27 protein-coding genes and 1 pseudogene are annotated in these 24,531 nt (G+C 58.8%); 14 read left to right on the top strand and 14 right to left on the bottom strand.

Features of this window, described 5'->3' with window-relative positions:
• Positions 1 to 13: 13 nt before the first annotated feature.
• Together AC097N_RS17070 and AC097N_RS17065 are read right to left on the bottom strand one after the other, a co-directional pair.
• Positions 14 to 994 (bottom strand): PQQ-dependent catabolism-associated beta-propeller protein, encoded by a 981-nt coding sequence (locus tag AC097N_RS17070; RefSeq protein WP_479583165.1) that lies wholly within the window; start codon positions 992 to 994, stop codon positions 14 to 16.
• The gene (locus tag AC097N_RS17065; protein ID WP_479583163.1) at positions 991 to 1,728 is read right to left on the bottom strand and encodes an ABC transporter ATP-binding protein; all 738 of its coding nucleotides are present in this window, start codon (positions 1,726 to 1,728) and stop codon (positions 991 to 993) included. Before AC097N_RS17065 ends, AC097N_RS17070 begins: the two co-directional genes overlap by 4 nt.
• 210 nt (positions 1,729 to 1,938) lie before the next feature.
• On the opposite strand from AC097N_RS17065, the gene AC097N_RS17060 reads away from it, so the two are divergent.
• Positions 1,939 to 2,940, top strand: coding sequence for an MBL fold metallo-hydrolase (locus tag AC097N_RS17060; RefSeq protein ID WP_479583161.1), 1,002 nt, complete (start codon positions 1,939 to 1,941; stop codon positions 2,938 to 2,940).
• Positions 2,941 to 2,959: 19 nt separating this feature from the next.
• On the opposite strand, the gene AC097N_RS17055 is transcribed toward AC097N_RS17060, so the two are convergent.
• A complete protein-coding gene (locus AC097N_RS17055) occupies positions 2,960 to 5,050 on the bottom strand; it encodes a sigma-54-dependent Fis family transcriptional regulator (protein ID WP_479583159.1) in 2,091 nt (696 codons plus the stop codon).
• A 258-nt stretch (positions 5,051 to 5,308) separates the two neighbouring features.
• On the opposite strand from AC097N_RS17055, the gene pedF reads away from it, so the two are divergent.
• The 6 genes from pedF (at position 5,309) to AC097N_RS17025 (ending at position 11,158) form a co-directional block, all read left to right on the top strand.
• Complete coding sequence (gene pedF, locus AC097N_RS17050) at positions 5,309 to 5,803, top strand: cytochrome c-550 PedF (RefSeq protein ID WP_479583157.1); 495 nt, start codon at positions 5,309 to 5,311, stop codon at positions 5,801 to 5,803.
• A 55-nt stretch (positions 5,804 to 5,858) separates the two neighbouring features.
• Complete coding sequence (locus AC097N_RS17045; RefSeq protein ID WP_479583155.1) at positions 5,859 to 6,725, top strand: substrate-binding periplasmic protein; 867 nt, start codon at positions 5,859 to 5,861, stop codon at positions 6,723 to 6,725.
• A 120-nt stretch (positions 6,726 to 6,845) separates the two neighbouring features.
• On the top strand, positions 6,846 to 7,892 hold the full coding sequence (gene mgrA / locus AC097N_RS17040; protein WP_479583153.1) for an L-glyceraldehyde 3-phosphate reductase: 1,047 nt from the start codon (positions 6,846 to 6,848) through the stop codon (positions 7,890 to 7,892).
• 68 nt (positions 7,893 to 7,960) lie between these two features.
• Complete coding sequence (locus tag AC097N_RS17035; RefSeq protein ID WP_479583151.1) at positions 7,961 to 8,509, top strand: DUF1003 domain-containing protein; 549 nt, start codon at positions 7,961 to 7,963, stop codon at positions 8,507 to 8,509.
• Between the two features lie 162 nt (positions 8,510 to 8,671).
• Positions 8,672 to 8,812: a hypothetical protein gene (locus AC097N_RS17030; protein WP_479583149.1), complete on the top strand. Its 141-nt coding sequence runs from the start codon at positions 8,672 to 8,674 to the stop codon at positions 8,810 to 8,812.
• Positions 8,813 to 9,277: 465 nt separating this feature from the next.
• Complete coding sequence (locus AC097N_RS17025; protein ID WP_479583147.1) at positions 9,278 to 11,158, top strand: phosphoenolpyruvate carboxykinase (GTP); 1,881 nt, start codon at positions 9,278 to 9,280, stop codon at positions 11,156 to 11,158.
• A 188-nt stretch (positions 11,159 to 11,346) separates the two neighbouring features.
• Here the strand turns inward: AC097N_RS17025 and AC097N_RS17020 are convergent, their stop codons facing one another.
• A complete protein-coding gene (locus AC097N_RS17020; RefSeq protein WP_479583145.1) occupies positions 11,347 to 11,766 on the bottom strand; it encodes a hypothetical protein in 420 nt (139 codons plus the stop codon).
• Between the two features lie 124 nt (positions 11,767 to 11,890).
• Between AC097N_RS17020 and AC097N_RS17015 the strand changes: the two genes are divergently transcribed.
• The 3 genes from AC097N_RS17015 to AC097N_RS17005 all read left to right on the top strand — a co-directional run bounded on the left by AC097N_RS17015 (position 11,891) and on the right by AC097N_RS17005 (position 14,250).
• The gene (locus tag AC097N_RS17015) at positions 11,891 to 12,847 is read left to right on the top strand and encodes a LysR family transcriptional regulator (RefSeq protein WP_479583143.1); all 957 of its coding nucleotides are present in this window, start codon (positions 11,891 to 11,893) and stop codon (positions 12,845 to 12,847) included.
• Positions 12,848 to 12,864: 17 nt separating this feature from the next.
• Positions 12,865 to 13,731 (top strand): metallophosphoesterase, encoded by an 867-nt coding sequence (locus AC097N_RS17010; protein ID WP_479583141.1) that lies wholly within the window; start codon positions 12,865 to 12,867, stop codon positions 13,729 to 13,731.
• Positions 13,732 to 13,827: 96 nt separating this feature from the next.
• Complete coding sequence (locus AC097N_RS17005) at positions 13,828 to 14,250, top strand: universal stress protein (RefSeq protein WP_479583139.1); 423 nt, start codon at positions 13,828 to 13,830, stop codon at positions 14,248 to 14,250.
• Positions 14,251 to 14,295: 45 nt separating this feature from the next.
• Here AC097N_RS17005 and AC097N_RS17000 read toward each other — a convergent pair whose 3' ends face one another.
• Both AC097N_RS17000 and AC097N_RS16995 read right to left on the bottom strand, forming a co-directional pair.
• Entirely contained in the window at positions 14,296 to 14,913 is a 618-nt protein-coding gene (locus tag AC097N_RS17000) for a TetR/AcrR family transcriptional regulator (RefSeq protein ID WP_479583137.1), read from the bottom strand.
• A gap of 108 nt (positions 14,914 to 15,021) precedes the next feature.
• The gene (locus AC097N_RS16995) at positions 15,022 to 15,930 is read right to left on the bottom strand and encodes a LysR family transcriptional regulator ArgP (RefSeq protein WP_479583135.1); all 909 of its coding nucleotides are present in this window, start codon (positions 15,928 to 15,930) and stop codon (positions 15,022 to 15,024) included.
• A 203-nt stretch (positions 15,931 to 16,133) separates the two neighbouring features.
• Between AC097N_RS16995 and AC097N_RS16990 the strand changes: the two genes are divergently transcribed.
• From AC097N_RS16990 to AC097N_RS16980, 3 genes are all read left to right on the top strand, one after another.
• Positions 16,134 to 16,775 (top strand): dienelactone hydrolase family protein, encoded by a 642-nt coding sequence (locus AC097N_RS16990; RefSeq protein ID WP_479583133.1) that lies wholly within the window; start codon positions 16,134 to 16,136, stop codon positions 16,773 to 16,775.
• A 121-nt stretch (positions 16,776 to 16,896) separates the two neighbouring features.
• Positions 16,897 to 17,349, top strand: a complete 453-nt coding sequence (locus AC097N_RS16985) for a CBS domain-containing protein (protein ID WP_479583131.1) — start codon at positions 16,897 to 16,899, stop codon at positions 17,347 to 17,349.
• A gap of 94 nt (positions 17,350 to 17,443) precedes the next feature.
• Positions 17,444 to 17,818, top strand: coding sequence for a hypothetical protein (locus tag AC097N_RS16980; RefSeq protein WP_479583128.1), 375 nt, complete (start codon positions 17,444 to 17,446; stop codon positions 17,816 to 17,818).
• A gap of 57 nt (positions 17,819 to 17,875) precedes the next feature.
• Here the strand turns inward: AC097N_RS16980 and AC097N_RS16975 are convergent, their stop codons facing one another.
• Positions 17,876 to 18,823, bottom strand: coding sequence for a LysR family transcriptional regulator (locus AC097N_RS16975; RefSeq protein WP_479583126.1), 948 nt, complete (start codon positions 18,821 to 18,823; stop codon positions 17,876 to 17,878).
• A 91-nt stretch (positions 18,824 to 18,914) separates the two neighbouring features.
• Here AC097N_RS16975 and aptA point away from each other — a divergent pair, with 91 nt between their 5' ends.
• Complete coding sequence (aptA, locus tag AC097N_RS16970) at positions 18,915 to 20,264, top strand: omega-aminotransferase AptA (protein WP_479583123.1); 1,350 nt, start codon at positions 18,915 to 18,917, stop codon at positions 20,262 to 20,264.
• A 133-nt stretch (positions 20,265 to 20,397) separates the two neighbouring features.
• Here aptA and AC097N_RS16965 read toward each other — a convergent pair whose 3' ends face one another.
• The 7 genes and pseudogenes from AC097N_RS16965 to AC097N_RS16935 form a co-directional block, all read right to left on the bottom strand.
• Positions 20,398 to 20,598, bottom strand: coding sequence for a hypothetical protein (locus AC097N_RS16965; RefSeq protein WP_479583120.1), 201 nt, complete (start codon positions 20,596 to 20,598; stop codon positions 20,398 to 20,400).
• A gap of 120 nt (positions 20,599 to 20,718) precedes the next feature.
• A complete protein-coding gene (locus AC097N_RS16960) occupies positions 20,719 to 21,246 on the bottom strand; it encodes a cyclic nucleotide-binding domain-containing protein (RefSeq protein ID WP_479583117.1) in 528 nt (175 codons plus the stop codon).
• A gap of 119 nt (positions 21,247 to 21,365) precedes the next feature.
• The gene (locus AC097N_RS16955; protein ID WP_479583115.1) at positions 21,366 to 21,899 is read right to left on the bottom strand and encodes an FxDxF family PEP-CTERM protein; all 534 of its coding nucleotides are present in this window, start codon (positions 21,897 to 21,899) and stop codon (positions 21,366 to 21,368) included.
• A 2-nt stretch (positions 21,900 to 21,901) separates the two neighbouring features.
• Positions 21,902 to 22,384, bottom strand: a pseudogene (locus AC097N_RS16950) (FxDxF family PEP-CTERM protein); the annotation flags it as partial.
• 209 nt (positions 22,385 to 22,593) lie between these two features.
• On the bottom strand, positions 22,594 to 23,166 hold the full coding sequence (locus AC097N_RS16945; RefSeq protein WP_479583113.1) for a YceI family protein: 573 nt from the start codon (positions 23,164 to 23,166) through the stop codon (positions 22,594 to 22,596).
• Positions 23,167 to 23,228: 62 nt separating this feature from the next.
• Complete coding sequence (locus AC097N_RS16940) at positions 23,229 to 23,780, bottom strand: YceI family protein (protein WP_479583299.1); 552 nt, start codon at positions 23,778 to 23,780, stop codon at positions 23,229 to 23,231.
• Positions 23,781 to 23,822: 42 nt separating this feature from the next.
• Positions 23,823 to 24,401, bottom strand: coding sequence for a cytochrome b (locus tag AC097N_RS16935; RefSeq protein WP_479583111.1), 579 nt, complete (start codon positions 24,399 to 24,401; stop codon positions 23,823 to 23,825).
• Between the last annotated feature and the right edge of the window lie 130 nt (positions 24,402 to 24,531).

The following is a 24,531-nucleotide window of genomic DNA, read 5'->3' as shown; positions in this document are numbered from 1 at the left end:
GTCATCCGGTCCATCAATTGGTCAGCACGACCGTATGGGGCACGCGCCCCACTGGCACACTGACCAAAGCTTTGGCCTTGACGGTGTCAATCACCGTCATGTCATCCGACAGTCCGTTGACGACAAAAAGTTTGGCTTCGTCCTGACTGAGTGCGAGACTCCAGGGGCGTTTGCCGACCAATACCTGGTCGGTCATCTGACGGGTTGCCACATCCACAAAGGCCACATGGTTGGCTCGCCCCATCGTCACGTAGGCTCGCTTGCCGTCACGGGTCATGATCAGGCCGACCGGCGTGATGTCGGTCGACCGCGCGCCTTTCAGCTTCAGCGGGATCGTCGCCAAAACGCTGTAATCCTTCATCGAAATCACGCTCACGCTCGCGCCTAATTCGTTCGTGACCCACAACTCCCGACCATCGGGTGTGATCGCAAAGCGCCGCGGCCGTTTGCCGACGGTGACATTTTTCTTGATGGTTTGACTGGCAATATCGATCACATGAACCATGCTGGCGACTTCAGAGGTGACAAACACGGTCTTGCCATCCGGTGACACTTTCACGCCCTCAGGCTCCTTGCCGACCTTGATCTGGGCAGTTTTCTTGCCCGTCTCCGCGTCAACAAAGGTCAATTCAGCATCGTCTTCGTTGGATACAAAAAATGTTTTCCCGTCTGTGGACATGTCAAAAATTTCAGGCGCATCTCCCAAGGGGACCCGGCGTACCGACTTGCGCGTTGCCAGGTCAATCACATCGGCCGCATTGGAGTCACTGCAGGCGACCAGCATCTGTTTGCGGTCGGCACTCAGCTGCATGTGCCGCGGACGCTTGCAGGTGGGTACCGTGCCGGTGACCTTGCCCTGTACCAGATCCACCAAGGTAATGGCATTGTCTTTTTCGCTGGACACCCACGCCACACTTTGCGCATGCGCCGGAGCCATAACGAAGAAGCTCAATGAGAGCAACAGGACCGAAAAGACTCGTGGGGAGGGCGTCATGCATATTCCTTTGATCGGGGGGATTGGGTCATTTGAATAAATCCTTGCTCCAGCGTGGCCGCGCCGAGTTGCTGCCGGACTTCGACCGGTGAACCCGAGGCCATCAGGTGGCCGTGGTTCAGTACCAGGACGCGGTCAGCCTGCTCGGCCTCATCAACCAGGTGAGTGGCCCACAACACCATGCATTGATGCTCGCTCACCTGGGTTTTCACGGCCTGAAGCAAATCACGACGAGACTTGGGATCGAGTCCGACCGTGGGCTCATCCATCAAAATGAGCGACGGGCCATGCAGCAAGGCCCGCGCAAGCTCAACCTTGCGGCGATTACCGCCGGAGAGCTCCCGTACGGTGCGGTCCGGATCATCAGGCAACCCCAATTGACCCAACAGGGCCCGCGCTTGGTCTTGCACATCGTGCCAACGCAGTCCGTGGAGCTGGGCGTGAAACTTCAGGTTGCGCTTGACCGACAAATCCATGTCCAGCGCCTGCTGCTGAAAGACAACGCCAATGCGTGCAAGCACTTTTTGAGGCTGATGGCGAAGAGAAACGCCAAACAACTCGATATCACCGGCATCGGGTGAAAATAACCCGGTCAGAATTTGGAATAGCGTCGATTTGCCTGCTCCATTGGGACCGAGCAACACACAGAACTGACCGGGCTGCACGTCGATGCTGAGTTCATTTAACGCAACTTGCGATCCATACCGTTTGCTGATGTTCTTGATAGACAGCATGGTTCAGACGGGTATAAACCCGCATAGGGTATGTCGCGATTTGGAGCACATGGTTCTGTTTAAATTCATTTTCTTATTGCCAGCTAAATCTGCACAATTCATGCCAACAGGTATTCAACCCATGCAGCATCCCAAGTCATTATTGACCCGGCATCCTCCTCGACCAATAGGGCAATCCCGGAGCGCAACCGGTGCCACGCCGACTGCGCCATGAGCAGGGCATGGGTAGCCCTGGCCACCCTGCTTCTTGGCGGGTGTGCTTCTCTGAACAACACGACGCAAGGCAATGACCCGTTGAATTGCGAGTCCGCACCCGTTGAAAATCCGCTACTTTCCCGGTGGCAAAGGGTTGGGGAAAACATCTGGCTGAACCAGGGCGCATCGGACGCCTTGAGCACGCCGCTCAATCGGGGCCACGTCAGCAACGTGGTGTTCGTTGTTGATCCATCGGAGAACACCGAGCGGGGTTGGCTGGTGGGAAGCGGGCCTGATGCTGAAACAGGTCGCGCCTTGGCATGCAGTGTCAGACGAGACTTGGGCCATGAAATAACCGACGTGATCAGTCCGAGGGCTCAGCCTGAAAGCGTGCTCGGCGCCGCCGGTTTGGAAGTGGTTCGCCATTGGGCGCTGCCTGAGGTGCAAGCGGCCATGGGGGAACGCTGCGAGCGCTGCGTCAAGCGACTGGAGGCAGCGCTCGAGGCGCGACAGCCTCTGGTCAATCAGGTGGCCTTACCCAACCAGTTGATAGAGGGTCCTCTGCTGGGGCCATTCAATGTGATGCCTGTACAAGTTCAGCCCGGACAGGCGGTCGCGCTGCTTCACCATCGCGCCAGTAACGTCTGGATATTGCCCGGTGTCATCTGGGGCCGCGACCTGGTACCGGACTTGCGGGAAGCCGAAGTAACACACCTGCAACGCATACTTGACCAATTGACGGCGCTAAACCCAAAGACAGTGGTGCCGGAACAGGGCCCGGCGGCCAATGACTCATTGATTGAAAAAGACCGTCGGTACTGGCAGCGTTTGCTGAGGTCCCTGCAAGAGCTCTGGGACAGGGGAGAAAGTCAGCCAGGCATGGCGTCGGGATTGACTGCAGCTGAATGGGATGCGACCGGGCCGGAAGGACGACTGCGTGATCGACTCAATGTCCAACGTGCGTGGCAACAGTTCGAGAACAACAGTTTTAACGGCGACCCATCCAGCCGCCGTTAGCGGACAAATACCGGGAACGTCAATCCTGACTTTTCAATTTCCGGTAAATGGTGTTGCGGCTGATGTTTAACAACTTTGCTGCTCGGGAAACATTGCCCGCGCAAGTGTCCAATGCTCGCCGAATGGTCATGAACTCCACTTGCTCCAGATTGTCGAACACCGACGAGACAGGCACCGATGCATCTTGCACCCGCCATCGATCCCCTGAATCTGCGGCCATGTTCGCAGGTCTGGCCGAATGGAGAGAGGCATCGCTTGCCGGTGGCGCAGCCTGCAGCGTGGACGCGCTGACGGACAAGGGCATCGACAACTCATCGAGAAAATCGTCGGACAGGTGCGCCGCTGTGATTTCGTTGCTCTCACTGGCCATGATGGCGGCGGTCTTCAGCACGCTGTTGAGTTGACGCAAGTTGCCAGGCCACGGGTAACGCAAGAAGGCCTCAAGCAGCGTTGGCTGAATCGACAGCGGTCGGTTTGGCGAATGCTCACGCAGAATCTTTTGTGCCAGTGCGGCCAGATCGGTCCGGTCTCGCAGACGCGGCAGCTTCACTGAAATGCCATTGATGCGGTAGTAAAGATCGTCCCGAAAAGCACGCTGATCAATCAACTCCCGCAGGTTCCGGTGAGTTGCACTGATGAGGTTCACGTCAATATCGATGGGCCGGTGCCCCCCCAGCGGAACCACCTTGCGCTCTTGCAAAACGCGCAACAGGCGAGCCTGCAACGACAACGGCATATCTCCAATTTCATCAAGGAAAAGTGTACCGCCATTGGCCTGCAGGAGCTTGCCTGCCGCACCCTTGCGCTTGGCGCCGGTGAACGCACCTTCTTCATAGCCAAACAGCTCCGACTCAATCAGGGCCTCCGGTATCGACGCGCAATTGATCGCAACAAAGGGGCGATCCCGGCGCTGACTGAACTGATGAACTGCATTGGCCAAAAGCTCTTTACCCGTTCCGGTTTCACCCAGGATCAGAATGGGAATATCCTTGTCAATGACATGCCGAACCTTGTGAATCACCGAACGCACATGGGCATCGCCGAAGTCAAGCTCATCGAGTTGATGAGGCACACGCTTGCCTGTTTGCATGGCGTTCTGTGAGGGCACAGCAGGTACGACTGAGGTCGACGATGCTTGCGCCGTGGTGAAGTTGGTGTTGACCGTGCTCAAGGCCATCGCGGTCTCACCCCAGCTCACGCGAACGAATATTTCTGCACCATTTGACAGGTGCATCTTCATCGGCGCAAACGACGCCAGCCGGAGCTTGTCCATCAAATCCCCAAAAGCCAAACCGAACAGCGTGCGCATGCCCTGGATTCGCAAGGCTGAGGCACTGACATCGAGCAGGCGCAGACCAGCCCTGTTGGTTCCCAGTACTTTCCCGTCTTCCGAAAAAGCGATGATGCCCTCTTCAGGCGTGCCGATCAGATCTGCCGCCGCGTGAAAGTGCAATTGCAGGGACTGGCGAAACTTGTCTCGAAACCAATGACTCTCGATCGTGCGCGCGCACATCTCCACCAGTGCCATGGTGTGGGGATGAAATGAGCGTTTATCGCCGGAAACATCAAGCACCCCAATGACATTGCCGGAGTGATCCATGATGGGTGACGCGGCGCACGAGAGAAAATGATTGGACTGCATGTAGTGCTCATTGCCATGCACATAAATGTCTGTTTCCAGGACCAGCGCGGTACCCACCGCGTTGGTACCTTTGGAAGACTCCGCCCAACTCACACCGGGGCGCAACGCCACTTTTTCCGCATACTCGATAAAGGTGCTTTGGCAGCGCGTGCGCAGAACCGTTCCGTTGCCATCGGTCAGGACAATCATGCTGCCAAAGTCACCCACACATTTTCCCAACATCTCCACCACCGAGGTGGCCTGCGCAATCAGCCTGGCATTGCGTTCAAGCGTGATGCGAAAGTCGGCATGCATCTGGGCTGAAAAATCACAAGGCTCATAGGTCTTGAGACCCAGGTATTCGCAGCGGGCGTGTGACTCGATGATGAACGGATTCGGTGTCATTGGCCGCGCATCAACGGCATGCCCCCGATATGCCAAAGGCATGGACAGGCTGTCAAATGACGCCTCTTCATATTGCGCGGACATGTACTTGTCTCCTGTTCGGGTATTCCCGTATTTATTTGTCTATCAGTTGTCTCAACCTGTAGCGAATTGGATCAACCCGGCGGCCCGATCAGGTCAGCCCAAGTTCGTCAACCCGCTTCAACACGGGCTGTAGCCCATCGCGACGGGAGTGTACGCATGTTTGGAATCTACTTACCTTACACCCTTTTGGCAAGGCCCAGGGGTTGGCATAGTAGTTGCTGGTTTAAACGAGTTCACTAACTCCAATGGTTCGAAATCATGAAAAACTCCTCTCTCTTCCGCTTGCTTGGCTTGAGCGCAATTGCAGCACTTGCTCTGTCTGTTTCCTCTGTGGTGTTCGCCCACGGCGATGTCACGCCCCAGTCGGTTGATACCTCCACGCTGCCTAAACTCGGCACCGACTGGAAAGTTGACAACCCTTACCGTGGCAACGCGGCCGCCGTCAAGATAGGCTCGGCTGCGTACGGCCAGAATTGCGCACGGTGCCACGGGCTGGAAGCCATCTCCGGCGGTGTAGCACCCGACCTTCGCAAGATGGACAACGAATGCGTCAATTTGAAAGATGCCAAAAAACAGGCGATGTGCCTGCAGTCAACCGACGAATATTTTGTGGGCCGGGTCCGTCGTGGCCTGACACGCAACGGTGCCGTGTACATGCCTCCGTTTGAAGGAATCCTGAACCAGGAAGCCGTTTGGGCGCTCAAAAGCTACCTGGAAACCCGCCGGGAAAAACCCTTGGTTGCCGCCAAGTAAATTGACTGCACAATCGTTTCACCTCTATGACACTTGATTTCAAAAAGGAATTGGCATGACACTTGAAACCAGGTTGAACGCGGTGACACGCCGCCGTTTGCTGCAAGGGGCCACCCTGTTGCCGCTGGGCGGTCTCGCAAGCGCCGCATGGGCGCAAGAGGAACCCAACGCCCTCGCCCGCATCAAGGCGCGGGGCAGCCTCATTGTGGCGGTCTACAAGGCCATGCCCCCCTTCAGCGTCGATGGTGCAGGCATTGATGTGCTGATTGCGGAACAGTTGGCCAGCGAACTGGGGGTGAAGCTCAACCTGCTGCCGTTCTCGGCTGGCGAAAACATGCAGGACGACATCCGTAACATGGTCTGGAAAGGTCACTACCTGGGTTTCGGGCCGGCTGACGTTTTGTTGCATGTGCCGGTGGACAAGCCACTCATGGACAGCCAGAAGCAGGTTCTGATCTTCGCGCCTTACTACCGTGAAACGGTCGCAATGGCTTATGACGTGAGTCGTGTTCCCCAACTCGACACCCTGGCGGACCTGAAAGGCCAAAAAGTGGCGGTGGCAGGGCAGACGCTTGCGGGCTGGCTGCTGCTGGGCGCCGACGGTGGCGCTTACCGTGACCAGCTGATGACTCGCATGGACAACGGGACCGAAGCCGCCAGCCTCCTGTTGGCAGGCGATGTGGCTGTGGCTGCAGGCGATGCGTCCGAACTTCACAGTGTGCTGAAGGGCAACAAGCAGTACAAGGTCATTCCCTTGCCCATGCCTCGCGCACCCCGCAATGGCTGGGCAGTCGGGATGGCCGTCAAAAAGAACTCGACCGACCTGGCTCGCGCGTTGCAGTCGGCCATCAACACCATGGCCAAAGATGACCGTCTTTCAAAAATATTTGCGAGCTACAACGTGCCTTGGGGATCGGCCTGACACCATTGGCTCTGTCAATGCCCTTGCCCGCGCAGCGTAAAGCGGCGCGGGCAGATAATGTTTCTCAGCTAAAAATCGGCGGCTTGTTGCCACCGGTCTGCCCACATAGAGAGAGACCCCATGAACTACAGCGCCCAAACGACCCGCTACGACACCATGCCTTACCGCGTTTGCGGGCGAAGCGGGCTGAAACTACCGGCGGTGTCCTTAGGCCTGTGGCATAACTTTGGTGACGCCACGCCCTTCCAGACACAGCGCGACATGCTTCGTACTGCTTTTGATTCAGGCATCACCCACTTCGACCTGGCCAACAACTATGGCCCGCCTTACGGCAGTGCTGAGATCAATTTTGGCGAACACCTGCGTCGTGATTTCAAACCGTATCGCGATGAGCTTATTATTTCAAGCAAGGCTGGCTGGGACATGTGGCCCGGCCCCTACGGCCAAGGCGGCGGCTCCCGCAAATACGTGCTGGCCAGTCTGGACCAAAGCCTCAAGCGCATGGGCCTGGACTACGTAGACATTTTTTACTCTCACCGCTTTGATCCGGACACACCGCTTGAAGAAACCATGGGGGCACTGGCCAGCGCGGTTCAGCAGGGCAAGGCGCTTTATGTTGGCATCAGCAGTTACTCGGCAGAGAAGACCCGCGAAGCGGCCTCCATTTTGCGTTCCATGGGCGTCGCGCCGCTCATTCACCAGCCGTCCTACAGCCTGATGAACCGTTGGATTGAAGAAGATCTGCTCGACGCACTCGGCGACACCGGCATGGGCTGCATCGCCTTTAGCGCGCTGGCCCAGGGCCTGCTCACCAACAAATACCTCCATGGCATTCCTGCCGACGCCCGCATCAACCGCCCCGGCGGCGGCTCCATGAAGGCGGAACATCTCAGTGAGCAGAACATCAAACATGTCCGCGCCCTCAACGAGATTGCTCTGGCGCGCGGTCAAAGCCTGGCCCAAATGGCCACCGCCTGGGTCTTGCGCGATGCGCGCGTTACCTCGGCCCTGATCGGGGCCAGCCGACCTGAGCAGATTACCGAATTGGTCAGCGCCATGCAAAACCTGCAGTTCTCGGCTGAAGAACTGGCGGCCATCGACCAGCATGCGGTGGACGGCGGCATCAACCTGTGGCAGCGCCCGTCGACCAACCAGCGACCCGGTTGATCCGCACCGTTGGGCCAGGCCTCTGAAATGGCAATTGCACACGACGGGTTGAAGCACACAATGCAGGCATGAATCACACCACCCAGACCCAGCCAGGCGCTTCGTTGGCGCCAGAGGAACAGAGCCAACTCAAGCTGCTGCGTGCGCACCGGCGGGCTCATCGGCAAAAACATCCGCCCCGCCCACCGGCAGCACCGGAGCATTTTGCTTTTGCTCCCCCAACGCGGGGACAGCGCTTGGCGGACGCCGTGGCCTCCACCATCGGGTCATGGCGCTTCATCATTTTCCAAAGCACGGCCATTGCCTTGTGGATTACCGGCAATGCCCTGACCGGGCGCGGCGCGTGGGATCCCTATCCCTTCATTTTGCTCAACCTGCTGTTGTCATTCCAAGCCGCCTACACCGCACCCGCCATCATGATGAGCCAGAACCGGCAATCCGAGCTGGACCGCACACACGCGGAAAATGATTACGAAGTGAATGTGAAAGCCGAGCTCGAAATTGAGCTGCTTCATCAAAAAATTGACTTGATGAAAGAACAGGAGTTACTGGCCCTGACCGAAGCGGTGCGGGACCTCTCTGCCCGACTCGAAACGCTGACGGCGCGGATCGCCTGAAGGCATACCTCGTAACTTGGCCTGGCATGGCGCTCCGTGGCGCCTGCTCCTGCCAACGAGTTGAGAAGCCTTTTTACTTATCCAGCACTGATTGAAATCAACCATCGCCTCTGGATGGGTAAAATTCACCCATTGCGAATCTGAATAACCAAAGGAATCATCATGTCCAACCCCACACCTCACACCCCCAGCAACGAACCTGACGCTGTAGAAGCTGTTGTGTCTTCCATGCCACTCGTCTTGCCGCTCGTGGGCGCCGTGCTGATGTTTTTGCTGGCTTTCATTGCCGTTTCAATGGCCTGATCAGCCGTCCCCTGTTTTATGGTTATCGAAGCGCTGGCTCATCTGTAGCCAGCCTTCTGCGCGCTGCACGTCGCGGCAGCCGCCAAGTCCCGGCCCCATCCATGGCGCGCCGGGCACCCTCCCCCACTGACACCGTCCTGTATTGCGCAAGCCCTTGGCACGCCTTTGACCTGTTTAGCGACGAGTTGAATGGTCAAAAACAACATAAAGTCATGCAAGCTTTGCATGACTTTTACGTGTAACTGTCAGGTAACTGGCAGTCAAGTTCTTAAAATCGTGAGTCCGGCGTTACCCACGCCCAAGCAATGCCGTTGAAGCAGCCATTTGCTGCGTTCAAGTTCATTCCCCGCTGACCCGGCGAGGCAGTTTGTACAAAACGTTTTCTCAAAATGACTACCGCAAGGCCCCCCGTTCAACGGGTTGGTTCATTTTGAAAAAACGATTTTTTATCTCTGGAGCATTTTCATGAACTCACCTGCCATGCAAGGCTTGAACCTCAACACCCCAAGCTTTGTCAAGAACGCAAAATTGATCGCCTGGGTGGCCGACATGGCCGCACTGACCAAGCCCGCCAACATTTATTGGTGTGACGGCTCCGACGACGAATACGCCCGTCTTTGCCAACAACTGGTGGACTCTGGCACGTTCAAAAAGCTCAACGAAGCCAAGCGGCCCAACAGTTTTCTGGCGTGCTCCGACCCCACCGACGTGGCCCGTGTCGAAGACCGCACCTATATTTGCTCCGAGCAAAAAGAAAATGCCGGCCCCACCAACAACTGGATGGCCCCCGCCGACATGCGCGCGCTCTTGCAGCAAGGTCAGGCCGACGGCACCAAAGCCCTGTTTGACGGCTGCATGAAAGGCCGCACTATGTATGTGGTGCCGTTCTCCATGGGCCCGCTGGGTTCGCACATTTCGCATATCGGCATTGAGTTGACCGACAGCGCTTATGTCGCCGTCAACCAGAAAATCATGACCCGCATGGGCAAGGCCGTGTACGACGTGCTGGGCGTGAATGGCGACTTTGTGCCCTGCATGCACACCGTGGCAGCGCCTCTGGCAGCCGGCCAGGCCGATGTGAAGTGGCCTTGCAACAAGACCAAATACATCGTCCATTACCCCGAAACCCGCGAAATCTGGTCTTATGGCTCCGGCTACGGCGGCAACGCCTTGCTCGGCAAGAAGTGTTTTGCGCTGCGCATTGCGTCCAACATGGGCCGTGACCAGGGCTGGCTCGCAGAACACATGCTGATCCTGGGCGTAACCTCGCCCAAGGGCAAGAAATACCATGTGGCAGCGGCCTTCCCCAGCGCCTGCGGCAAGACCAATTTCGCCATGCTGATTCCACCGGCGGGCTTTGAAGGCTGGAGCGTGACCACCATTGGTGATGACATCGCCTGGATCAAGCCCCATGCCGACGGCAAGATGTACGCCATCAACCCCGAAGCTGGCTACTTTGGCGTGGCCCCCGGCACCAACACGCTAACCAACCCCAACTGCATGGCCAGTCTGAACCGCGACGTAATTTTCACCAACGTCGCGCTGACTGACGACGGCGACGTGTGGTGGGAAGGCATGAGTGACGTGCCCCCGGCCCACGCCATTGACTGGCAAGGCCAGGACTGGACCCCTGCGATTGGCAAGGAAACCGGCGCCAAGGCGGCCCACCCCAACGCCCGCTTCACGGTGTCCGCCATCAACAACCCCGCGCTCGACCCAGAGTGGGACAACCCCGCGGGTGTGGCGATTGACGCCTTCATCTTCGGTGGTCGCCGCTCCACCACCGTGCCGCTGGTGACCGAAGCCCGTACCTGGATGGAAGGCGTTTACATGGCCGCCACCATGGGCTCCGAGACGACCGCTGCAGCGGCCGGCCAAATGGGCGTGGTCCGTCGCGACCCGTTCGCCATGCTGCCCTTCTGTGGCTACAACATGAGCGACTACTTCCAGCATTGGCTGGACATGGAGCACAAGCTCGAAGCCACCGGTCACACCCTGCCACGCATCTTCTGCGTGAACTGGTTCCGCAAGGGTGACGACGGCAAGTTTGTCTGGCCTGGTTACGGCGACAACATGCGCGTACTCAAGTGGATGATCGACCGCATTGAAGGCGAAGCCACAGGCGTGGACCAGCTATTCGGCGTGAGCCCCACGTATGACGAAATCACCTGGACCGGACTGGATTTCAGCCAGGCCCAGTTCAACACCGTGACCAGCATTGACAAAGCCGCCTGGACCGAAGAACTTAAACTGCACGCCGATTTGTTCCAGCAGCTGGCTTACCACCTGCCCAAAGAACTCGAAGAGACCAAAGCCCAGATTGAGAAACGCCTCGCGGCCCTCTGAAGCCAGACTGAAGCGGGAGTGGCCCTACCCGGCCACCCCACCCTGAACCGCCCCGGTCACAAACCGGGGTGGTTTTTTACTCATGAATGCGTCGTCGAGATGGTTTTGATCCAGCAAAAAGCCACCCGAAGGTGGCTTTTTGCTTTGTTGCGGCAGAAGGCCGCAGGGTATCCCTCAGATCGACCGGCTCAACGCTGACTGCGTGTCAACGCGGCGTTCAGGTCGGCCATCACGCGAGGATCGGCTTGGGCGGTGGCCCACAGGCGCTGGTCCGCGCGCTTCAAGGCCACTTGGTGCGACCAGTTGTCCAGCGCTTTGACCGTCGTAGAGGCCAACTGGCGGGCTGCCCCCGCAAAAATGGCCACGGCGGCAAACCCGACCACCCACAAGGCAACCCAGGCGGCGAGCAAATGTCCGTCAGCCCAGGTATCGATCAATTGGTCAGCGACCACCACCAGTGCGGACACCATGGCGGCGAGCAGCATGGCGCTGAGGCCACGGGTGCTGTCGAGGTCGCGACGCATGGCGCTTACCGCACCTGCGGCCGCTTCAATACGGGCAACGCCCGGATGCTGGCTGGGAAAGCTGGGTTGAATAAAGCTGGTCATGGTCGGTTCCTTCCTTCAATACCCCACCAGAATGGCAAGGACATGGGTGAATATTAGGGTTAATACTGATATTTTCCTAATTTATATTTATGATCATTGCTATTCACAAGAGTGATGAATAACCATGAACAGCACCAATTTCCGTACCCTGGACCTCAACCTGCTTCGGGTTTTTGATGAAGTGATGTCCGAACGCAGCCTCACGCGCGCGGCCCACAAGCTCGCCATCACGCAACCCGCCGTCAGCAATGCCTTGCAACGCTTTCGCGATGCGATGGGCGATGAACTCATCAAGCGCAGCGGGCGGGAGATGGTGCCCACGCCACGTGCGCTGGAGCTGTGGCCCGCCGTGCGGGAGGCGCTTCGCCAGTTACAGGACATCATGGCCCCCAGCCATTTCGAGCCGTCCGCGGCCACCACGACCTTTGTGCTGGCCATGGCCGATGCCACGGCCGCCAAGCTGATGCCTGGCCTGGTCGAGGTGCTGGACCGGGACGCCCCGGGCATCTCGATTCGGGTGGTCCCGCTCACCACCCGCGACCCGCGCCGCCTGCTGGACGCCGAAGCGGTGGACATGGCGATTGGGTATTTTCCCGCCGTCTTTGCCGACCTGACGGCCAAGGCCCAGGCGGGTGAGGCCGTGGCGTTCACCCACCAGCGCCTGTACAGCGGCGAGTACGTGTGTGTGATGCGGCACGACCACCCGCTGGCCAAAGGCCCGTTCACGCTGAACCGGTACTGCGCAGCCCGGCATTTGCTGGTGAGCTTTTCGGGGCGTCCGTTCGGATTCATCGACGAGTCACTGAAGCTGCTGGGGCGTGAGCGCCGGATTGTCCTCACGGTGAACCAGTTCTTCACGGCCGGCAAGGTGGTCGCCAGCTCCAACCTGCTGACGGTATTGCCCCGGCATTTTGTGAACGTCACCGGGTATGCCGAGCAGCTGACCTACCGGGAACTGCCATTTGGCGTTCCGCCCGTGCATGTGGATGCCGTCTGGCACCACCGCGAGCAGCGGGTCAGCGCCCATGCCTGGCTGCGCGAGACGCTGGCCACGTTGGCCCACACGGTGTTCACGCACTGAGCGCGGACAATCGGCCCATGAAAATTCAGCTGCTCTCCGACCTGCACCTTGAAGTGCATCCCCACTGGGTAGCCACCCCGGCCCCTGGCGCCGACCTGCTGGTACTGGCCGGGGACGTTGGCTCGTACCAGCCCGGCTCCCTGCTTCTGGACGACGATTTTGGACTGGCCCGCTTTTCGCCCTTGCTGGGCTGGCCCACACCGGTGATGTTTGTGCCGGGCAACCACGAGTACGACGGCATGGACTTTGACGAAGCCAACACCCGCCTGCGCGCCACCTGTGAGCGTCTGGGCATACAGTGGCTGGAGCGTGAGGTCATCGTCTGGCCGCCGCGCGCTCATCAGGCCGGACATCCACCGGTGCGTTTTGTCGGCACCACGCTTTGGACTGACTTTGACGCCCTCAGCCCCACCCCGGCCGAAGGTGCACCGCCGCCCCACAGCGCGGCGCCCAGCCTGCTGACGCAACAGCTCAAGGCGCGAGACAAGGCGTTTCGTGCCGCCAACTATTACCTGAAAAAAACCAACACCACGCGCCACCAGCTCCCCCTGCTGGCCGAAGCCGTGCGGGAACAGGCGCTGGTCTGCCAGCAATGGTTGACCGAGGCCCTGGCGCAGCCGTTTGAGGGCAAGACGGTCGTGGTAACCCACTTTGCCCCCAGTCTCATGAGCGCCGACCCCCGTTACGGCCTGGTGCCCGGCACGGCCGGCTTCTGCAATGCGCTGGACCACCTGCTGCCAAAGGCCCAGCTGTGGCTGCATGGCCACTTGCATGCGCCCAGCCATTACATCAAGCAGGGCTGCCGCGTGGTGGCCAACCCCCTGGGCTATGCCCGCAAAAACGAACAGGCCGAGTTTCTGCCTGCGAGTTGTATTGAGGTTTGAGCGCCTGCGCCGTTGATCCAACGGGCATTCCTTGACATTGGTCAAATGACGATGGGCGCCCTTGACTACACTGGGGCTTTACAAGAGGAGCCCCAAATGAAGATTCTTCTCGCCGTTGATGGCAGTCCCTACACCAAGAAAATGCTGGCCTACCTGACCACGCATGCTGAGTTGTTCAGTGCCGGTAACGAGTACACGGTGTTCACGGTTCAGCCGGCCCTGCCGCCGCGTGCCCGGGCCGCCGTGGGCAAAGAGATCGTGGAAACCTACTACTCGGACGAGGCAGAAAAAGTGCTGGCCCCCGTGACCAAGTTTTTGCTGCGCCATGGCATAGACGCCAAAAGCAGCTGGAAAGCCGGCCACGTGGGCGAAACCATTGCCAAATTCGCCGAGAGCGGCAAGTTCGACATGCTGATCATGGGCTCCCATGGCCACAGCACCCTGGTTAACCTGGTGATGGGTTCGGTCGCCACGCAGGTGCTGGCGCAATGCAAGGTGCCCGTGCTGCTGGTGCGTTAATTTTTGCTATTTGTTTAATAGCTACTCCCGCACAGCCCACCTGGGCTAGCGGGCATTTAGACCTTCAAAACAGGTACTCAGGACCAGTTCGATGATTTGTGCGTCCTGGTACAGCCCGCCCATCTTCAGGAACTCCAGCACTGGGTCGCAGGCCCGGGCGTAGAAGGTGTACAGAATGGCAATCGCGGGCAAGGCCGGGTTGAGTTCGCCAGCGGCCTGGGCCGCTTCAATCCACGCCCCCAGGCGGTCACTCACCTCCATCAAGCCATCCATGTAGTCTTTGTTTGCCATCAGGGTGGCGCGCAAGGTGGAGTTCTGGCTGGGCAGGGAGGGCATGTCGCCCGCGAGTTTGACCTCCAGCGTCCAGCGCACCACGGCGCGCAGGTTTTGCAGCGGCGTGTCGGTAGCAGGGCGCGCGCTGATGTAGTCCTGGGCCCGGCGCATCACGCCCACCATGGCCGCGGCAGCCAGTTCTTCCTTGCTGGAGAAATGTTTGTACAGGCTGGCCTTGGCAATGCCCACCTGGGCCGCCACCTCGTCCACCGTCATGGCTTCAAAGCCTTTTTCAGCCAGCAGGCGGTTGACCGTTTGCACGATGGCCACTTCCCGCGCCTGAAGCATTTGCTGTTTAAAAGAAATTTTGACGACGGGGGTGGATTTCATGTCTGAATTTTATCCAGACGCGTCGAATTCTGGCTACTTCGGCTGTTTTATTACTCGGTAGTCTTTATTTTTTTGTATCTTCCTGCCACGCACGCGGGCATGACCACCCTATTTCAGCGCCTGAGTGGCTGCTTCGGTCAAGGCGGTCGTCAGGGCGTCCAGCACGGCCGAATCGAGGTTCCAGCAGTGCCAGTACAACTCGACCGGCAAGGCATGCCCGGGCGCAATGTCGACCAGGCGGCCGCTTTGCAAATGGTCCCGCACCTCCAGTTCGGGCAACACACTCACCCCCCACCCGGCCATCACGGCACGGACCTGGCCCTCCGAGCTGGGCACATACATCTGGCTCAAGGACACATGCTTGAGCCCGAACGAACGGCTGATGAACTCGGTCTGCAGGTCGTCCTTGCGGTTGAAGGCGATGAAGGACACGGCCCGAAAATTATGCGGTGTCAGCCCATCCGGAAAATGCTGGGCCGCGTAAGTGGCATCGGCCACGGCCACATAACGCATGACCCCCAGCGGCACCACCTTGCAGCTGCGCAGCGCCTGCTTGAGCGTGGTGACGCAGCCCAGCACCTGCCCTTCACGCAGCCACTCGACCGTGAAGTTCTGGTCATCGGTGATGATCTCCAGGCCCAAGCCCTGGCGAGCCAGGGCGGTGAGGGCCGGAAGCGCCCAGGTGGCGATGCTGTCGGCATTGATGGCGATGGAAATGCGCTCGTCATCACGGCCACTGCCGGCCGCGCCAGGGGCCATCTCCTTGAGATCACGCTCCAGGTCAGCCCGCAACAGGCGCATCTGCATGGCGTGCTTCAGCAGCAAACGTCCGGCGGAGGTGGCCTTCAAGGGTCGGCTGCGCACGATCAGCACGGTGCCGACCTGAACCTCCAGTGAACGCAAGCGCTGCGACACCGCCGACTGGGTGATCGACAAGCGCACCGCCGCGCGCTCAAAGCCCCCCTCTTCCACAATGGCCGCGAGACATTCCAGGGCGTTGGGGTCAAAGGTGCTCATATAAGTAGGCCTAATGTTTTCTTATGAACTTTAATTTTAAGGCGCTTGTGGCAGGCCGTGCGCCACGCGATGAAACCACCATGCCATCTTGCCGGGTCCGGGTTCTGCCATTGAGCGAAATTTGCGATCAATCAATATGACTGGCGACATTGGCCGCTAACCTTCCCTGTTCCTGCCACGAGTCTGGACGCCAGAAGGAGCCCATGAGCACACAACTTGTCAGCATTCCCGCCGATGGCGTGCAAATGGAAGGTCGGCTGGAGTTATCCGCCGATGCAACAGGCATCGTCATTTTTTCCCATGGCGGCGGCAGCACCCGCCACAGCCCGCGCAACAACTTTGTGGCCAAAATATTGCACACCCACGGCGTGGGGACGCTGCTGCTGGACCTGCTCACGCTGGTCGAGAACCTGGACTACCAGACCCGCTTTGACACGCACTTGCTGACCCAGCGTCTGCTGATGGCGACACGCTGGGTTCGCCAGCACACCCCTCCGACCCGACCACTGCCCATGGGCTATTTTGGCTCCAGCACGGGTGCAGCGGCCGCACTGCAGGCGGCCGCTGTGCTGGGAGAAGACATTCATGCCGTGGTGTCGCGCGGCGGTCGGCCAGACCTGGCCGGCACCCATGACCTCACCCTGGTGCACTGCCCCACGCTGCTGCTGGTGGGCGAGCACGATGAGGAGGTGCGGGAACTCAACCACGTGGCCTACACGCGTCTGTCCTGCACCAAGGAGCTGAGCGTCATTCCTGGTGCGTCCCACCTGTTTGAGGAAGCCGGCGCGCTGGAAGAAGTGGCACGGCAGTCGGCGCACTGGTTCGGGCAACACCTGAGGTCCTGAGCCATAGCCCCGATGTGAACTTGATTTTTCTCAACAAGGCACAAGCCGCCGCGACTATTCTGGATCGGCGCCTGGTGTGAGCCGGGTGAACACCCCGCTGACCCTGGAAAGGTAGACCCTCATGGCCGCACAACTCAAAAACTTTGCCACCTCGGTGGTGGCCGTGGTGGAACCCGAAACCCCGGCGCTGGTGGTGTCCCAGCTCATGCGCCGCCATCACATTGGCGCCCTCGTCGTGGTGGATGCACAGGAGAAGAGCCGCCCGATCGGCATCGTGACCGATCGCGATCTGGTGCTGGAGCTGATGGCCGAAGGCCTGGATCCGGCCGTCTTCACCGCGGGCGACATCATGACGGTCGACCTGGTGCTGGCCAGTCCGGAGATGGATGCAATGGACGCCGTCCAGCTGATGAAAAAGCACCGGCTACGCCGCTTGGTGATGACCGATGACGAAGGGCGCCTGGTGGGCATTGTGACGATGGAGGATGTGCTCGAACTCCTGACGCGCGAGCTCGCCAATCTGGCAGCCGGCCTGGCAGGTGCCCGGGATCGGGAGATCGCGGAGCGGGTCTGACGCGTCTGAGACAAAACAAGCTTGATTTCCAGGCGCTTTTCCCTCTTTAGTTCTCACGGCGACCGTCCAGAATGTCTTTCAACAAGGAGAATTCATGGCACTGCAGTACCAGCTCAAAGAAGGCAACTACCACCTGTACGACATGAGTACCCCGGCCAGCAAGGTGACCGGCGAGCACCGCCTGCGGCTCAAGACCGACACCGTGGCCATTGCGTTTGACCTGCGAACCGGCGAATTGCACGAACACGGCACACCGACGCGCATCCATTCCTGGGCCACAGGTGCCCGGCGGCGTCTGCGGGCAGCGGGCGAGCAGGACAGCGCCAATGACATCGTGGTGGTCTCCGGGCCGCTGCCGGTGGACGAAATCAACAAATGCCTGCAAATCAGCGGCTATTGCAGTCGCCTGTACACCCGGCTCTCCACCCTGCCGCACGGCAAACGAATTGCCCGCCCGCAGGCAGCTTGATCGCTATTATTTTGATAGCTTCTCCCGCACGTTACACCTGGGCTACAGCCTCAAAACCTATAAATCAGTTGCACGAACCGCCCCCACATGCGTTTGTAACAGGCAGTCCTGAAAAGCCCGCACCACCCGCGAGGGCTGAGGTGAGCGCCGCACGATGCTGAAGAAACGGCAGTCATACCGAAACAGCGGCGCATTGACGGCCTGCATCTGGCCGCTGCGCACGAACGCCTCGGCATAGTGGTCGGGCAAAAACCCCAGGTACTGGCCTGACTGAATCAGCGTGGCGATGGACTCCTGGTCATACCCCGTGGCCCGGCGCGCCAAGTGCAACTGCTGGCTGAGTTCCATGTTCGGCGAGTGGTAGCCCAGGCCAGCAAAGTGGTGCTGGCGCACATCGTCCCAGCCCATCGCGTCATGGTCGGTGTTGAACAGCACGTGTTGCGCGCCGCAGTACAGCAACATGGTCTCGGCAAACAACCCGTCGTAGGCCAGCGTCTCGGAGCTGCGGTGCCCCGGAATCACCCCGACCTGGAACTGCCCGTCAATCACGCCGCGCTCAATGGCATTCAATGGCGCCACATGTAAGTGCAGACTCACATCTGGTGCGAGCTTTGTGAACATTGCGATGGCTTTGCCGATGTGGGCATTCGGATTGCTCGCAGTCTTGTCAAACACCGCAATATTCAGCTGCCCGCCCATGTGACGGTGGATCTCGTCCACGCTGCTGCGAAAAGCGTCGGCGCCCGCCAGCAGCCGCAAGGTCTCGGCGTAAATCTGCTGCCCCTCCGTGGTCAGGGCAAAGCCGGCCCGCCCACGCCGGCACAGGGTCAGGCCCAGGCGGGTCTCCAGGTCCTTGATGTGGCGGCTCACGGTGGAGGTGCCAATGTTGAGCTCCAGCTCGGCCGCCGCCATGCCGCCGCACTCGACCACGCTTTTGAACACGCGCAGCAGGCGAAGGTCCATGTCACTCAGTTGCCCCAGGGGGGCCCGGCTGTTTACTTGCATAGATTGATAACTGACCCGTGATACTTATACATTTATAAGAGTAACAGAGCCCCTCAAAATGGCCCATTCTTCCCCCCATTCAGGAGCCTCCATGAACATGAACGACGCCCAACACGTGGCAGCCCCCCGCACCGACGCTGCTTGGCTGGAGGCGCACTGGATGCCTTACACCGGCAACCGGGACTTCAAGGCCCATCCGCGCATGATGGTGGCGGCCCAGGGCTGCTATTTCACCGACCAGCACGGCAAGCAGATTTTTGACGGCCTGTCCGGCCTGTGGTGCAGCGGCCTGGGCCATGGCCGCGAAGAAATCACCGCCGCCGCGACCCGCCAGCTGGCCACGCTGGACTACTCACCCGCCTTCCAGTACGGCCACCCGCTGTCGTTTGAGCTGGCCAACAAGCTCAAAGAACTGACCCCTGCCGGGCTGGACTATGTGTTTTTCACCGGCTCCGGCTCCGAATCAGCCGACACGTCGCTCAAGATGGCGCGCGCCTACTGGCGCATCAAGGGCCAGGCCAGCAAAACCATCATGATCGGGCGCGAAAAGGGCTACCACGGCGTCAACTTTGGCGGCATCTCGGTGGGCGGCATCGTGGCCAACCGCAAGATGTTCGGCCAGGGCATCGCCGCCGACCACCTGCCCCACACCCAACTGGCCAGCAACGCATTTTCACGCGGCATGCCGGACAAGGGCGCGGAACTGGCCGACGATCTGTTGCGCCTGATTGCCCTGCACGATGCCAGCAACATTGCGGCCGTCATCGTCGAGCCCATGTCGGGTTCCGCGGGCGTGGTGATCCCACCCAAAGGCTACCTGCAGCGTCTGCGTGACATTTGCACCGCCCACAACATCCTGTTGATTTTTGACGAGGTCATCACCGGCTTTGGCCGCATGGGCGCCTACACCGGCGCCGAGGCCTTTGGCGTCACGCCGGACATCATGAACGTGGCCAAACAAATCACCAACGGCTCGCAGCCCCTGGGCGCCGTGCTGGCCAAGAAGGACATCTACGACACCTTCATGGCCCAAGGCGGGCCCGACTACATGCTGGAGTTTGCCCATGGCTACACCTACTCCGCGCACCCCGTGCCTTGCGCGGTGGGCCTGGCCACGCTGGACCTTCTGGTGAAGGAGAACATGGTTGAAAAGGTCCAGGCCCTGGCGCCCTATTTCGAGAACGCCGTGCACGGCCTGAAGGGCGCCAAACACGTCACCGACATTCGCAACTTCGGCCTGGCGGCGGGCTTCACCATCGATGCCCTGCCGGGTGAACCGGCACGCCGGCCTTACGAGATCGCCATGGCGATGCTGGACAAGGGCTTTTACGTGCGTTATGGCGGTGACACCATCCAGCTGGCCCCACCCTTCATTTCCACCCCCGCGCAAATCGACAGCCTGGTCAACGCGCTGGGTGACACCATCAACCAAACAGCCTGATCTTCATTTCCAGGTCCACATTTCCGCTGATGCGGCACCGGACTCCCCAGCACACGCTGATGGATCCAGACTCCAAGTAAAAAGGGCTTGCTGTTCAGCAAGCCCTTTTTTGTTGAGAAACCCTCAAACGCGGTCAGTCGTCGTTCGACGTGCTGCGTCGACGTGCAATGGTGACCATCATGCCCAGACCTGCCAGCAGCATGGCCAACGATTCGGACTGCGACTCCTGCGGTGCCACCGGTGTGGCGCTAACCGTCTCGGTGGAGGCGCTGACACTGGCAGACGCGAGAACAATGGCAACAACAGCAGTACCCATCAGCAATTTGAAGTTCATGATTTCTCCTTGGGTGGTTGAAGAGGCCATTGCAGTTTGATCTTTTTGCTGCACCGCAGCAATAGTCCATTCGGACTATTGCTGCGGTGCAGCAAAATCAAAAATTGAGCCTGCAGCTCTCTACAGCCACTCGCCTTCAAGGGTGGGCAGCATTTTCGTGACGGCGTCACGTAAACGACGCGTCATCAATTGCAGCAGGAGAATCAACACCTTGCTGCCCAGCTGTGGGTGATTCGCCAAAATCTCGCTCAATGCCTCGCGGGTGAGCACAGCAAAGTCAGCCGGTTGGGTGCTGACGCAACTGGCAAAACGCTGCTTGCCGTCCATCAAGGACATTTCGCCCAAAAAACTGCCTGGTCCAGCATGGGCGACTACTTTTTGCTGGCCGGGGCCCGCCGCCTTCACGACGTCAACCGAGCCGGTGAGAATGATCACGAGAAAATCACCCACCGTATCCTCCGTCAGGATGGTCGCGTGGCCAGGCGCAGCAAAGCACTCCATGTATTCGCACAACACGCTGTAATCCGACAAGGTAAAACCCTCGAACAGGGCGAGCGCGTTCACGACTTCGTGTATTTCTCCCACAAAACCGGTCGCACTGCCAAGGTGGACAAGGTCTGGAAAATCCGGAATATTGAGCCTGCTCATAGACGAATATTGTTTTGAATAGTCTGAAAGGCACATCATGGACTGCTGGTGTTGGATTGTGATGCCACCACGAAAAAAAGGCTTGCTAAGAAGCAAGCCTTTTTCAAGTTACGCCAAAATCAAGATGCTTTGACTTTCATGCGGCGACGGGCAATGGTGCCAATCACACCCAACCCCGCCAACAACATGGCATAAGACTCAGGCTCTGGAATAGGACTGACGCCACCGCCGGTGGGGTCACCAGGAAGTGCAACGACGGTGCCGCCCAACGCGTTGATGGAGACAAGACCAACCGCACCGGGAAAACCCGAATTGGTCACGCCATCAATTTGAAGGGTGTAAGACACGCCGCCCAACAATGACACGGACATGTTGCTGCGATCATTGAAAGTGCCTTTGATATTGGCCCCCGCCGTGCCGGCTGTCACCGATGCACCGGCAGGGCCAGTACCCGTTCCGATCACAAAGCTCAGGGCACTCAACTGGAATGAAAGGCCAGAAACCGACAGGATGAGTTTGTCATTGCCTGTTGGCATCACTGAAAAATACTCGGTGAACGGGGTGCCTGCCACTGTTTCAAAAGAGAGCGCGTTGGCAGCAGAAGCAGCAACCAGGGCAGAAGCAACGATAGAGAGTTGGAGAAATTTTTTCATGTTCATGCTCCCAATTTGGTTGTGCTGGATTTACGCCGACGGGTAATTGCCCCGACCAATCCCAAACCTGCCAGCAACATGGCATAGGTCTCTGGCTCTGGCACGGGTGCCAGCGTAACGGCATAGACGGCTTCCGTGCCCGTTCCCTTCAGGTTGAACCAGTACTGGGTACCCGCCTGCAAACCGCTCACTGTTTGGGAATAAGCAAAACTGGCGTCATCAAGCGTCACCGCAACAGGCGTCGTGAAAGCACCCCAGGTTGGTGTTGTGGCACCCACACCAAAGCGATACGACACGGTCATGTCATCCACACCCGAGAGACCCACGAAAGTTCCGAGAACCGGATTGGTTGATGTCGTTGTGAAGCTGAAGGTGTCGTCAAAGCTGCCGCCACTGATCTTAATACCCGAGAGGCCGATCGTCGTGGTCAGCGGTCCGAGGTCATACGTGGTCGCACTGGCGACCCCGAAAGCGCCGATGAGCGCAGCCGCTGCGGCGACTTGCTTGAGTGCTGGATAAACCATTGGACCTCCCAAATTGATGTGGACAGTTCCATTCTGAATAATTTGCTGCATCGCAGCAATAGTCCATTCGGACTAATTTGCCTGCTGACAATCACTTTGCAGCGCTCTGGCAACCATTTCACTGCTCAAAAAAAAGCCGTCGAAGACGGCCTTTTTGGAAGAACAGGCGATTACTGCTTGACTGCTTCGACCTGAACGACCAGCCGGACATTCTTCGGGAAACCCCAGTCAATGCCGTAGTTCATGCCGAACTGGGTGCGATCGATGGTGGTTTCAAAGTCACCGCCGCACACTTCGCGCTTGAGCATCGGGCTGTCATAGCAGTTGAAATTGGTAGCCTTGAGGGTCACAGGCTGGGTCTTGCCAAGCAGGGTCAACGTACCGGTCACGTCGGACACCTTGTCGCCAGTGAAGCTGAGTTTGTCGGCCACGAATTTGGCGGTGGGAAATTTGGCGGTGTCGAACAAATCTGCGCTCTGCAGGTGCTTGTTGAATCCGGCGGTGCCGGTGTTGATGGAGGTGGTGTCGATCACGATCTCGACCTTGCCGGTTTTGGCAGCACGATCAAACTGAACGGTACCTTCTTTTTTGTCAAAACGGCCGCGGTTGGTGGAAGTGCCGAAATGACCGATTTCAAACGTCACGAACGTGTGAGTCGGGTCGATGGCATAGTCGGCGGCTTGCACTTGGGCAGCACCGGCAAACAAAGTGGCTGCAGCAAGGGACAAAAGAGATAAACGCATGAGAAAACTCCAAAAAAATCAGGTTGAGGGAACAGTTGAGAAAGAATTGACTTGGCAACGGGTCAAAGCTTGCCCACACCACTCAGTGCGAGCTTGAATTTGACCTGGACATCGTCGGCCACCATGGACGTGTCAGCCCAGTCGTTTTCACCAATCTTGAAGACGAGACGCTTGATCGGGAACGAGCCAACGGCCATCGTTACCGCACCGGACTGGGTCATGGTCACAGGCACTACCACATCGCGGGACTGACCTTTGATGCTCAGTTTGCCCGCCACTTCATACTTGCCACCACCCAGGGCCTTGAAGCCGGAAGATGCAAACGTGGCTTGCGGGAACTTGGCGGTGTTGAACCAGTCAGCTTTCGGCAATTCGGCATCCGTTTCGCGCGAGCCCAGCGTCGCGCTGGCAATGTCAACCGTGAACGCCACTTTGCTGGTGGGCAGCTTGGCCGCATCAAAGGCCACCTGGGCATCAAACTTCTTGAAATGCCCTTCAACAGGAACACCCATTTGTTTGAACACAAAACTCATCTCGCTTTGGGCGGGCATCAGCTTTTGTTGGGCCAAGGCAGGAAAAGTCGCCACCGCCAGCAAGGAGGTGGCGAAAGGCAGCAGAAAAGATGTCAATTTCACAGAATTACTCCAAAAATGGTTTCACGAGCGCCCGGGCAACATGCGGGGCAGCAGGCCGTCGCGGTCAATCCAGTGGTGCTTCAGGGCGGCTGCAATGTGCAAACCCGCCAAACCGACCAGGGCAAAAGCCGACAACTCATGCAGGGGTTTGATCAAAGCGGCCACCTCCTTGTCGGCCATCAGCAGGTCCGGCAACGGCATCTGCCCAAACAGCACGATAGGGAAACCGGCTGCGGAACTGTAGGCCCAACCGATCAGCGGTACCGCGAAGAACAGCACATATAGCAACTGGTGCGTGGCGTGGTAGGCCCGCATTTGCCAAGACGGCATGGTCTTGACGATGTTGTGCGGCAGCGCTGGGGGCCGGTGGGTCAGGCGCCACAACAGGCGTAAGACAGACAGGGCCAGGAAGGTAATGCCAGCCCATTTGTGCCAGTTGTACAGTTTCAGTCGCAGCGGCGAGAAAGGCAGGTCGGACATGTACACGCCCACGGCAAACATGGCCAGAATAGTCAGCCCCAGCACCCAGTGCAGGGCGATGGCAACCGCCGAATAGCGGGTCACCGGCTGCGCACGATCCGTGCTTGTAGATGTCGACATATCAGACTCCCCAAAAGTTGACTCAAGAGGGCAAGCCTCTTGGAGTGAGTAAAGTTTAGGTGTCAACAAATGCAAACAAGTTCAATCGAATTGAAGTTTATATTCAGTAATATTGAACGGCAACGGCATA

The organism is Rhodoferax sp. LS1R11 (assembly GCF_056521395.1).
Note: the sequence above shows the minus strand (reverse complement) of the source record. Positions and strands in the feature narration are given on the sequence as shown.